Genomic DNA, 11,430 nt, shown 5'->3' on the forward strand with positions numbered 1-11,430 from the left:
TGACGGCATTCTACCGACAATCACTGAAGATTGAAGGCTTTCAGCTATGACCAATAATCAATTCATTATCTTAAAAAGCGATACATCGATAAGTTAAAATCTTTTAATTAGTTTTAACATATACACCCTCAGCGCCACTCATGCTGCTTAACCAGCTTGGGGTAAGCCATGCCCAGAGTGATTCCCCTGAGTGCCATAAAGGTCATCAAGCTAAACCATAAGCCTTGATTACCCCATTGTGGAATTAAGACCAAAGCCAACACGACATAAATCAGTAATGACAATGCTACGGTATTGCGCATGGCCTTGGTTTTAGTCGCGCCGATGAAAATCCCATCGAATTGATAGCTCCAGACTGAGATAATTGGTGCGGCAATCATCCATGGTAAATACTGGTTAGCGATAGCGATCACCTCAGTATTTACCGTCATCAGGTTGATAATGGAGGGCCCTGCGACCGCATAAATCAGGCAGATTAATAATGCCATAACGGCAGCCCATAAGGTGCTACTGATAACAGCCTGCTGGAATGCCGTACGGCGTTTCGCACCATAAGCGCCACCGGCTAGGGCTTCTGCCGCATGCGCAAAACCATCCAAGCCATAAGCCAGCATTTGTAATAGATTAATCAGCAGGGCATTCGCCGCCAGCACCACCACACCAAATTGGGCACTTTGCGCGGTGAAAAAGAAGAAAGCACTGGTTAATAACAGAGTCCGCAAGAACAGATTGCCATTCACTTCAAATAAGGCGCGTAATCGTTCTTGGTTAAGCAACACACCCCAGCTCACACTTTGACGCAGCCATTTCGGAAACAGTAGCTCCCGTAACCACCAAAGCCCGACCAATGCAGCGAGGTATTCGCTAATCACCGAGGCTAGTGCGACGCCATCGGAATCCCAACCCAGATACAGCACAAACAAGATATCCAGAAACAGGTTTGCGCCATTGAGAATAAGCTGCAGCACTAGTGCCAAGCGCATTCGCTGCATGCCGATCAGGCAGCCCAAAATACAGTAATTCACCAAGGTTGCCGGTGCGCTGAAAATCCGGATGGCATAGTAACTTTCAACCACCGCAGTCACGCTATCGCCAGCGCTCATTAGGCGCATCGCCAACCAACCAATGGGTTGTTGCAATAGGATTAGCAGCAAGCCCAGCACCACCGCAATCAACATCGGACGCAGCACGCTGTAGCTAACTTCCTGCTGATCCCCTGCTCCGGCAGCCTGAGACACAAAGCCAGTTGTCCCCATTCGCAGAAAGCCAAACACCCAAAACACGCTACTAAAAATGGTCGCACCGATAGCGACCGCGCCCATGTATTTAGGGTCGGGTAATTGGCCAACGACGGCGGTATCGACCAGTCCCACCAACGGCACCGAAAGATTCGACACAATGATAGGCCAAGCCAACATTAGGACTCGCCAATGCCACTCGCGCTGAGTTGCTGGAAACTGCTCAACGGACATAATTATCCAACGACCTGAAAGTTTATAGACAACAGATTAGACTCACTTCTTGATCACGCCCTCTGGGCAATCGAAATCATTATCATAAATATTTTGCTGCATGGAGCGCGATGGGGAGTCACAATCCGGACGACCAACAATCGCCGCTGGCACACCCACTACTGTCGTGTGTGGTGGTACCGAGCTTAGCACTACACTACCTGCACCAATTTTAGCGCCACGACCGACTTCAATATTTCCCAGTACTGTAGCACCCGTTCCAATCAATACGCCGGAGCGAATTTTTGGATGACGATCTCCGGTCTCATTACCAGTTCCACCTAGGGTGACTTGCTGCATGATAGAAACATCATCTTCAATCACGGCCGTTTCACCCACCACAATGCCGGTAGCGTGATCAAACATGACACCCTTACCAATGCGGCTGGCGGGGTGAATATCCACGCCAAACACTTCCGAGTTACGGCTTTGGATAAACATGGCCAAGTCTTTGCGGTTATCATTCCACAGGCAATGCGCGAGGCGGTGCGACTGAATAGCCTGATAACCTTTAAGGTTTAATAAGACGGTTAGCATCGAATAAATCGCAGGATCGCGATCGAATACGGCCCTTAGATCATGCTTTCCATAATTAATCACATCCGGGCAGTTGCTGTAGGCTCCCACAAATAAGTCACGGATTGCCATCGATGGCATGACATTATCCGCAATCTTATTCGACAAAATAAAGCTCAAACTCGCCTCAAAACTACTGTGATTGAGCACACAGGAGTAGATATAACTGGCCAGTAAAGGCTCTGCTTTAATGGCATCATCAGCTTCTTGTTTGAGGGTTTCCCACACGCTACGTGAACTCATCGTTATCTCTCTTTTGATCGCTACCGGATTAGGGCGCTAAGTATAACCGACTCCGCACAGACTATGCGGTATGACCTTTCATCACCCCGATGAAAAATAGTTTTTTTTCGTGAGCTTCCTTTCTGAGACTTTGCGCTATATGTTGGTAAGGATGCAATGAAATGATCTGAGAGTCATTACAACGCTCTTGAAGCAATACCAACGAGTTAATCATTCACACAAAGTTTTTGGGAGTTCTACATGTTAAAGCAAAGCAAAACGATTTTAGTGACATCATTATTAGTTATGGCTGCAGCACAATCTGCGCATGCTAATCCAGATCTGAGTAATGTAACTCTGCAAGATGTCGGCTACGGCGGAAATGGTTGTCCTGCAGGCTCTGCCTCAGTCACGATTTCACCAGACAAGCAAAGTGTTTCGGTATTGTTTGATGAGTACATCGCAGAAGCCGGCGGCCAGGGCCAACGCACGTTTTCACGGATGAAATGTGATATCGCATTTAGCTTAAAAGTCCCGAATGGTATTAGCGTATCGCTGATTGATGCAGACTACCGTGGCTTTATGGATCTGCCTCGTGGTGCTCGTGCAGACTTCTCTCGCGACTACTTTTTCGCTGGCGCTCGTGGCCCAAGCTTAAAGTCTAACTGGAATGGTCAGAAGAGTGATGACTACCTGATCAAGGACCGCTTGGGTGTGATGGCTAACGTATGGTCTCCTTGTGGCGCTTCGGTAATCCTGCGCTCCAAGACAGCCGCTTCAGTACGAACCAATCGCGGCAACGAAGCGATGCTAACGGTCGACTCAGTTGACTTAACCACCAAGACAACCTTCAAGTACAATTTCCAATACAGAACTTGCAGCTAAGCCGTAACGTTTTGAGATAACTCAGGCACCTTATTTCGATAAGGTGCCTTTTTTATGCTCCAAATATCAGGTCTTATCAAAATTCGCTTTTAAAATGAACAAATTAACGACACTTGCTACTTAATACCAAACAGCCAATGACTCGACTCCAACCCACATTCAGCATATTATAATTAATGCGATATATTTTGGTGCGCATAGCCACGCCCTCTTATTAATTAAAAAACTAAAATTTAAACTATATGAATATTCTTGTTGTAGATGACGCCAAAGACATACGCCTGATTATCAAGTCCGTACTTGAAAAACTTGGCCATACTGTCACTACAGCAGGTGATGGTGAAGAGGCATGGACATTACTACAGGATGGTCAGGATTTTCAGATAGTAATCAGTGATTGGATGATGCCAAGACTGGATGGATTGGGCCTGTGTGAACGCATTCGTAATGAAGCGTTTCCCAACTACATCTATATTATTTTATTGACGGGCATGTCCGGAAGAACTAATTTAATCAGTGGGATTGCAGCCGGTGCTGATGACTTTGCCAATAAACCAATCAACAGCGAAGAGCTAGAAGTACGCTTGCGCTCTGCTAAACGCATTATGGATCTTGAGCAATCATTAGCTCAGCAAAATATCGAACTGGAACGTGCAAACCGTAAGCTGCAAGGCATCGCAACCACGGACAGTCTCACGGGGCTATTTAACCGCAGAGCTTTTCAAGCCCGCTTAGAAGATAATATATTATTTTCTCTTCGTACCAGACAGCCACTCTCACTCCTGCTGATTGATGTGGATTTTTTCAAATCCTATAACGACACCTTCGGCCATATAGAAGGTGATACTGCGCTGCAACGCGTCTCGAAACTGCTTAAAAGCAGCAGCCGTGGTAGTGATTATGTTGCCCGCTTTGGTGGTGAGGAATTTGCAATTATCCTACCCAATACCGATGCTCAGGGAGCGAATATCTGTGCTGAGGAAGTTCGCAGTGCAATCGAGTCTTATCAATGGCCCAAACGACCGCTGACGATCAGCATTGGCGTCGCCACAATGACCTACGATGTAGAAGAAGACTTGGAAGTCTCGCTAGTCTATACCGAGTTATTAAGTGAAGCGGACCAGGCCTTGTATATCTCCAAGGACACTGGCCGCAATAAAGCCTCTCACTTCAGTGCTGTATTATCACCGGCTAAAGCCAGTAATTAATGATGCTTTTTGCTAGCAACCTCACCCCATAGCTGCTCAATACGGTTATCGCGACCACAGCTACTTCTGTAATAACTGTAGCGGATCGGATTCTTTTTGTAATAATCCTGATGATAGCCTTCCGCAAGGTAGAACGTTTTAGCCGGTAACAACTCCGTCACAATCGGTGCTGTAAATGGCTTATTGGCTTTCACTGCCGCCAAAGAGGCTTCTGCTACTTGCTTTTGAGCTTCGTTTTGGTAGAACACGCCTGTTTTGTACGGGCTACCTTTATCGCAGAATTGTCCGCTTGCATCCGTTGGATCAATCGTCTTCCAAAAATAATCAAGCAAGGTGCGTAGCTGCACTTTTTGATCATCAAACGTGATTTTTACTGCTTCGTAATGACCTGTTTTTTTACCTGAAACTTGCTTATACGTTGGGTTTTCTACGGTTCCGCCAATGTAACCGGACACCACATCCGAGACTCCATCGACCTTTTCATAGTCTGACTCAACGCACCAGAAGCAACCACCTGCAACGATTAAAGTCTGAGTTGCCGCGTGGCTAGGGATAGAAAGTGCTCCAAGGCTCAATGCTGCCGTAAAGGTTGTGGTCAAAATCGCTCTTAAGGTCATAACAACTCCAGTTGATATTCTTTAATATTAATAGTTATACGTATAGAATCAGGACTTGGATTTTTGACTAGGCAAAGATTGTTTTGGTTCAGTGTCATTTGAAGGTTAGCCCTTCCCCAATTTGATCTTTAACCATCAATTTTTAGCCATAAAAAAGCCGCTCCCAAAAGAGCGGCTCTTATTTAGCCTGTGCTTATCATTCAGATAGAATGATTATTTGCCACAAACCTTACCATGGTTATGACCAGGACCACCCAGCTCAGGACCATGAGAATGAGTTACTGCATAGAAACATGCATTTTCAGGATGAGTATGCTCAACCATGATTGGCTTAGGCGGAACTTTTGCTGTGTTCTGTGAATCCATTGCTGCGTAGGCAGTCAGTGACACACTTGCTAATGCGATTGCTACAAGACCTTTAATTTTCATATTCTCCACCTGCTATTGAAATAATTTAACACTTCGATCACTTAAAAATGATCATTAGGGAATTTGTCTTAATCCCCTAATCAGTTTAACAGCACCATCCATCAAAGAAAAGCGACCACTTATTACTGCTTTAAAAATCCACGATCCTGCAGAAAACTCAGCATGTGTATACGCTTCTTTTGCTGTACTGCTGCGGCTGTTTGTGCTGACCAATTTGTAAGCTTTTGATTAGACCCGCGCGCTTGGTAATAGGCTTGCATTTGCGCATCATACGCTTGCACATCCTGCTCGCAGCGACTGGCATCATATTTTTCACGATGCAAGATCACATCCACCGGAAGACGTGGCTTCAAATCCGGCTCAGCGTCTGGCCAACCTAAGCATAGACCAAAGACTGGGTAGACCTGATCTGGCAACTCTAGCAGCTCAGATACCTGACTTGGGTCATTACGAATACCACCAATAAACACCGCACCTAAACCTTCAGACTCTGCCGCCAGCATCAAATTCTGCGCCATCAGCGATGCATCAACCGTTGCAGTTAAGAAGTGCTCTGCATAGCCTTCTAAACGTCCCATGCCCTGCTGCTCACAGCAATACTCGACGCGACTTAAATCCGCACAAATCACCAAAAACTCAGCGGCAGATTCAATCCACTTTTGCCCACCAGCCAGCGCTGCAATTTTAGCCCGGGTTTCGGACGAGCTTACCTGAACCAAAGAGTAAGCCTGCACGAAACTGGATGATGCTGCACCCTGAGCGCTTTGAATTAAGCTAACTAACAGGCTTTCCTCAATCGGCTTGCCAGAGTACTGGCGAATTGAACGGTGGCGTAATTGGGCTTCAGTAACAGGATTCATAATCATCTATCTACATAACATACATTAATAAAAACGCCCTCTTGTTCTGGATTAAAGAGCAAGAAGGCGTAACCAACACTTAGCGGTTCACACAAGCGATTAGAAGCTTAGTGAAACATCCTTGTGCGAAGACTGACACATAGCAATTTGCTTAGCCTGATCGTCCGTTAAGCGCGCTTGAGATCTCACACCAATCGTCTTAGAGATCGCCGCATCATACGTTGCTAATGCAGGTGCTAGCTCTTTTTCAGCCCTTAAGCGCCAGACCATTTCAGACTCATAGATCTCAATCGCCTTTTTCTGGAACTTGATCGCTGCAGTACGCCCTTCTTCAGAGTCATCCTTTTTCAGAGCACGACGCGCTCTGGAGAGGTTCGACTTGATGGCGCTAGCACCGGCAATATCACCTAAACGATCTTCAACCGTTTTGATGGTATCCATTGCAGGCTCTTGTGGCGCATGCGTAATGGTCTCAGCCAACATATCCAGCTCAGGTCGGAACACCTTAAGCGCTGGTGTTGAGGCTATTACATCACGAATGTTTCGAGTCTGCTCATATGCCGTATCAGTCGTGCTGTAATACTTACGTTGCGCCTTGGAGAGATTATCCTGAAGCTCAATATAACGTGCACGAGCCGCTTCCCAAGTATCAGGAATCGTCGCCAACAGCTTTTCACGATCTTCTTTTAGCGAAGCCACCTGAGCTTCCATAACTGCCGTTGCAGTGCTCTGGTCGCCAGCAGTATAAGTAAGTGACTTGATCTCAGTTTCCAGATCCTTAATGCCTGCTTCGATTCGCTTAGCATCTCGCTCAATGGTGCGCACGTTTCTATGAATCGGTGCGTATTCAGGCGCATAGTCATCCAGCTCCTGACGAACCCGAGCCGTCTCAGCCATCAGATCAAAGCTGCGTGCGGCATCATTAGTGCTCTCTTTAAAGCTCTGCTGCAAATCAGCTGGCAAATAAGAGATATCCAACTTCTGAGCAGTTTGAATCGCTGCCCGGATTGTCTCCTCGTTATTCGCATACTCCTCGATTACATAGTCTTCTAGACAACCTTGGATCTTAGGATTCATTGGTGGCGGTGCTGTATCTGATAACAGATGCGTACGATTTGGCAGGTAGTTCACCAGTGTTGGGTAGTAACCCGCAATCGCCAAACCTAAAATCTGCAAACCAATAAACACACTGGCCCCTTTGTAAATATCCATGGTGCGAATGGTTTTATCTGCCACCCCCCTGAGATAAAACAAGGCGAAGCCAAATGGTGGCGTTAAGAACGAGGTCTGAATATTCAAACCAATCATCACACCTAACCATACCGCAGTAATATTCGCTTCTGGGTTAGCCAGCAGAATTGGCGCAACAATTGGCACTACAACGACAGCAATCTCAATAAAGTCGAGGAAGAATCCCAGCAGGAAGATAACCAGCATGACCACCAGGAACTGAGTCCAGAAACCACCCGGTAAGCCCGTCAGATAATGCTTAACCAGCTCTTCACCACCGAACGCACGAAATGCAGAGGTCAACATTGCCGCACCAATCAGGATGATGAATACCATGGAAGTGGTTTTAGCGGTTTCGATCATGACTTCTGACAAGGTGTTGTCAATGCGGTAAATACGCCATGCGCTCCAGCCAATGGCAAATAGCAAACCACCGACTGCAATACCCGCATAGATAATCGCCTGACGCTCTTCTTCACTTTGCACATTACGAATATTCAGATCGTGCTTGCTGCGTAAATATGCAATCGCCAGTACCGATACCAAGGCGATAAGCCCCGGTAAAAACGTTGTCCAGCGCCCACCATACAAGCGGTAGCCGGCCATAATCATGGCACCAACCGCACCAATCGCACCGGCTTGGTTAACGGTTGCAACACCTAGAAGAATTGAGCCCAATACCACAAAGATCAAAGTCAGTGGTGGAACTAACGCCAACAGGATATTACGTAAGAAACGCGCATCGTACTCACCTTCATAAGGCACAGGAGGCGCCATACTCGGCTTAATCCAGGCAATGACCAGAATGTACAACATGTACAAACCAACCAAAATTGCACCCGGAATTAAAGCTCCCATGAACATGTCACCGGCACTCGCCGATACCACATCAAAATGCGATGGCATGGAGAATTCGCCGGTATTTTCACGGTACAACACTTTACGTGCAGTATTCGCTTGATCGGCTGCGCTCGACAACTGATCTGCCAAAATGATTAATACAATCGATGGCGGGATAATTTGCCCCAGCGTTCCGGAAGCACAGATGGTTCCGGTCGCCAGCGATTTGGAATAGTTGTTGCGCATCATTGCCGGGAGCGAAATCAGCCCCATGGCAATTACGGTTGCACCCACGATACCGGTAGTCGCAGCCAGCAAGGCTCCTACAAATACTACTGAGATACCTAGTCCGCCCGGAATTGGGCCGAACAGCTGCGCCATTGCGACCAATAAATCTTCAGCAATTTTTGAACGCTGCAGCATGATTCCCATAAAGATAAACAAAGGAATAGCAATCAAGGTATCGCGTTCAACAATCCAGTAGAGACTTCGGAAGTTGGTGACCCCGGCACTTAGCCACTGGGTTGGCCCATCCTGCGCAAAATAGGCGCTTACATCCCCTTCAAATAAATAACCGGCACCGGCTGCCAGCAAAACCGCTCCGATGGCGGAGCCGGGTAAGGCAAAGGCGACCGGAAAGCCGGACACCAACGCCGTGATCATCAGTAGGAAAAGTATTCCTAAAAAGACTAATTCCATTATTCTTCCTCAACCCCGATTACATCCGCGCCCTGTTCGTTCACCAAGATGGCGACGTTGCTGAGCAAGTAACTAACAAACTGAAATGCCATCGACACGGCAAACACGACCAAGAAAGCCGCCATCAGATACTTCACAAATAAGCCGTAGCCGCTCTGTGACATTTCAAAATTAATAATCGGGCTGATCAGGCTACTTTGTTTAGTATCCATGCCCAGTGTCAGAATGGTCCAACACAACGGTAAGCCCAGTAAAATACAACCAACTGTATTCACCCATGCTTTGGCGCGTCGACTCAGACCCGCATAAACAACATCCACCCGAACATGACCGCCCTCAACCAAGGTATAGGCGCTGGCAAACAGGAACAGACCCGCATACCAAAAACGCACCAAGTCACCCATGAAGGCTTGTTCGTAGGAGAAGATAAAACGAGAGAGTACGATGCCGAACTCAGCCATTACCACTAAAAAGGCTAACCAGATAAAACCTAGTGACCGACTAAACCAAGCAATAACCATTGAAACGAGAATGAGCGGGTAATGAACCCATATTCCACGCCAACGGGCTTGGTCCAGATTTTGTGCCAACTCTTCACCAGCTACACCGACCAGTAAATTTTCGACCCGTAAAAATGAGATAACAGTGTCTGCCAAACCAATCAAAAAGATTGACCAGAAAGCCGCTCTAACCAAATAAGCAGCCCAACGGGAGTAACGCTCAGAGTCATCCAACAAGGTAACCTCGGGAGACTTAGCGATTTTTCTCAGTAAGTAGACAAAGACCAGCACACTAAATACGAGGAAACCAACGGTTTCCATGAGTTCTGTGACTGTCAGAGTTTCATTGGCTTGACCAAAATGCCCGATGAGCTTATCCACACCGGGAACGTCTAACCAAAACATCAGGTAGCGGCTAAACAGAAACAGCAAGATCGCTGATACCATTAGCGCAGAAGCAGATCGCCAGAACCGGCGGGATCTGGGTACGGAATTTATCATCATCGAGTATATGCCCCTAAGACAAACAGTGGCTTAGCAGTAAATGAACGCCAGAAAAACTAAACGGAGCAACAAGGCCCCGTTTAGTTTCAATCAATCCTGAAGCTTACAGCCCCAGTACACGGTTACGCTGTGATACGTAAGCCTGATCAGAGATCTTAGCCCAAGCACCAATATCTGCTCTCGCCGCTACAAAGCTTTCGTGGATTTCTTTTGCCAATGGGCTGTGCTTCTTAACATCTTCAAACACTTCATCAGCCGCTTCACCGAAGCTATCGTAAACGTCATCACTAAATGCGCGCAGCTTAACGCCTTGCTCATTAACCAATGCTTTCAGTGCCGCACCGTTTTTCGCATTGTACTCAGACAACATCACGTCATTTTCCATGGATGCTGCTGCTTCGATTAACAGTTGATCTGCCTTAGACAAACCATCCCACCACTTCTTGTTCATGCCGATCGACAGCATTGCGCCAGGCTCGTGCATTCCAGGGTAGTAGTAGAACTTAGCCGCTTCATACAGTTTCATGATTTGGTCATTCCAAGGACCAACCCACTCGGTCGCGTCAATCGCGCCAGACACCAAGTTTTCATAAATCTGTCCACCAGGCAGAGAAACCGGTGATGCGCCCAACTTAGACATAACATCGCCGCCCAGACCAGGCATACGAATTTTCAGACCTTTCAGGTCGTCTGCAGATTTAATTTCTTTACGGAACCAACCGCCCATCTGGACGCCGGTGTTACCGCACATCAGGCCTTTAACGCCAAAATCACCGGCCAATTTGTCCCACAACTCTTGTCCGCCACCAAAGCGAATCCAAGCGTTCATTTCTGTTGCGGTCAGACCAAATGGTACCGCTGTGAAATATGCAAAACCAGGATGCTTACCTTTCCAGTAGTATTCAGCACCGTGGTACATTTGTGCGTTACCAGATGCCACTTCATCGAAGGAGTCGAATGGCTTAACACGCTCGCCCGCTGCATAGTAAGTGATCTGAATACGGCCATCACTCATCGCAGTTACGCGCTCTGCAAAACGCTGTGCGCCTGTTCCCAAACCTGGAAAATCACGAGGCCAGGTGGAGACCATATTCACTTCAATACGCTCTTTAGCGATCGCCGGTGCAGCAACTGTGCCAGCAGCGGCAACAGCCCCAAATGCAGCACCTTTCAATACGTCACGTCTATTCATGTGGATCCTCTTCCTATTTTAATCTTATATGAAACATCAGCGGCCTGGACAAACCTGAGCCGGACTGAACCACTTAATCTCTTCTAACGAATCTATTATTGCCTATCAGTGGAGGAAAGTAAAACGGGCAACTGGCGAAAGACTAGCGTTCCTCAAA

General features: G+C 47.1%; 10 protein-coding genes. 2 read left to right on the forward strand and 8 right to left on the reverse strand.

Going from position 1 to position 11,430, the window contains the following annotated elements; translation table 11 throughout:
* Positions 1–128: 128 nt before the first annotated feature.
* Both LEUMU_RS0112025 and cysE read right to left on the reverse strand, forming a co-directional pair.
* Positions 129–1,472 (reverse strand): MATE family efflux transporter, encoded by a 1,344-nt coding sequence (locus tag LEUMU_RS0112025; protein ID WP_022952536.1) that lies wholly within the window; start codon positions 1,470–1,472, stop codon positions 129–131.
* Positions 1,473–1,514: 42 nt separating this feature from the next.
* Positions 1,515–2,330, reverse strand: coding sequence for a serine O-acetyltransferase (gene cysE / locus LEUMU_RS0112030; protein ID WP_022952537.1), 816 nt, complete (start codon positions 2,328–2,330; stop codon positions 1,515–1,517).
* A 240-nt stretch (positions 2,331–2,570) separates the two neighbouring features.
* On the opposite strand from cysE, the gene LEUMU_RS0112035 reads away from it, so the two are divergent.
* Together LEUMU_RS0112035 and LEUMU_RS25830 are read left to right on the forward strand one after the other, a co-directional pair.
* Positions 2,571–3,194: a DUF4360 domain-containing protein gene (locus LEUMU_RS0112035; protein ID WP_022952538.1), complete on the forward strand. Its 624-nt coding sequence runs from the start codon at positions 2,571–2,573 to the stop codon at positions 3,192–3,194.
* Between the two features lie 242 nt (positions 3,195–3,436).
* Positions 3,437–4,402, forward strand: coding sequence for a GGDEF domain-containing response regulator (locus tag LEUMU_RS25830; protein ID WP_022952539.1), 966 nt, complete (start codon positions 3,437–3,439; stop codon positions 4,400–4,402).
* Here the strand turns inward: LEUMU_RS25830 and msrA are convergent.
* The 6 genes from msrA to LEUMU_RS0112070 form a co-directional block, all read right to left on the reverse strand.
* On the reverse strand, positions 4,399–5,019 hold the full coding sequence (gene msrA / locus LEUMU_RS0112045) for a peptide-methionine (S)-S-oxide reductase MsrA (RefSeq protein WP_022952540.1): 621 nt from the start codon (positions 5,017–5,019) through the stop codon (positions 4,399–4,401). The genes LEUMU_RS25830 and msrA overlap by 4 nt on opposite strands.
* A 213-nt stretch (positions 5,020–5,232) precedes the next feature.
* Entirely contained in the window at positions 5,233–5,448 is a 216-nt protein-coding gene (locus LEUMU_RS0112050; RefSeq protein ID WP_022952541.1) for a hypothetical protein, read from the reverse strand.
* Between the two features lie 122 nt (positions 5,449–5,570).
* On the reverse strand, positions 5,571–6,308 hold the full coding sequence (nfsA, locus tag LEUMU_RS0112055; RefSeq protein ID WP_026744711.1) for an oxygen-insensitive NADPH nitroreductase: 738 nt from the start codon (positions 6,306–6,308) through the stop codon (positions 5,571–5,573).
* Between the two features lie 99 nt (positions 6,309–6,407).
* On the reverse strand, positions 6,408–9,077 hold the full coding sequence (locus LEUMU_RS0112060; RefSeq protein WP_022952543.1) for an SLC13 family permease: 2,670 nt from the start codon (positions 9,075–9,077) through the stop codon (positions 6,408–6,410).
* Complete coding sequence (locus LEUMU_RS25835; RefSeq protein ID WP_040503973.1) at positions 9,077–10,081, reverse strand: TRAP transporter small permease subunit; 1,005 nt, start codon at positions 10,079–10,081, stop codon at positions 9,077–9,079. The genes LEUMU_RS0112060 and LEUMU_RS25835 overlap by 1 nt, the downstream gene beginning before the upstream one ends.
* Positions 10,082–10,184: 103 nt before the next feature.
* A complete protein-coding gene (locus tag LEUMU_RS0112070) occupies positions 10,185–11,273 on the reverse strand; it encodes a TRAP transporter substrate-binding protein (RefSeq protein ID WP_022952545.1) in 1,089 nt (362 codons plus the stop codon).
* Positions 11,274–11,430 lie beyond the last annotated feature (157 nt).

It is taken from the genome of Leucothrix mucor DSM 2157 (assembly GCF_000419525.1).
In the GTDB taxonomy this organism is placed as follows: Bacteria; Pseudomonadota; Gammaproteobacteria; order Thiotrichales; family Thiotrichaceae; genus Leucothrix; species Leucothrix mucor.

Excerpts from the sequence above, each read along its gene's own strand:
- nfsA (WP_026744711.1), bottom strand. The coding sequence starts at position 6,308 with ATGAATCCTGTTACTGAAGCCCAATTACGCCACCGTTCAATTCGCCAG.
- LEUMU_RS0112035 (WP_022952538.1), top strand. The coding sequence starts at position 2,571 with ATGTTAAAGCAAAGCAAAACGATTTTAGTGACATCATTATTAGTTATG.
- LEUMU_RS0112050 (WP_022952541.1), bottom strand. The coding sequence starts at position 5,448 with ATGAAAATTAAAGGTCTTGTAGCAATCGCATTAGCAAGTGTGTCACTG.
- LEUMU_RS0112060 (WP_022952543.1), bottom strand. The coding sequence starts at position 9,077 with ATGGAATTAGTCTTTTTAGGAATACTTTTCCTACTGATGATCACGGCG.
- LEUMU_RS0112070 (WP_022952545.1), bottom strand. The coding sequence starts at position 11,273 with ATGAATAGACGTGACGTATTGAAAGGTGCTGCATTTGGGGCTGTTGCC.
- LEUMU_RS0112025 (WP_022952536.1), bottom strand. The coding sequence starts at position 1,472 with ATGTCCGTTGAGCAGTTTCCAGCAACTCAGCGCGAGTGGCATTGGCGA.
- msrA (WP_022952540.1), bottom strand. The coding sequence starts at position 5,019 with ATGACCTTAAGAGCGATTTTGACCACAACCTTTACGGCAGCATTGAGC.
- LEUMU_RS25835 (WP_040503973.1), bottom strand. The coding sequence starts at position 10,081 with ATGATGATAAATTCCGTACCCAGATCCCGCCGGTTCTGGCGATCTGCT.
- cysE (WP_022952537.1), bottom strand. The coding sequence starts at position 2,330 with ATGAGTTCACGTAGCGTGTGGGAAACCCTCAAACAAGAAGCTGATGAT.
- LEUMU_RS25830 (WP_022952539.1), top strand. The coding sequence starts at position 3,437 with ATGAATATTCTTGTTGTAGATGACGCCAAAGACATACGCCTGATTATC.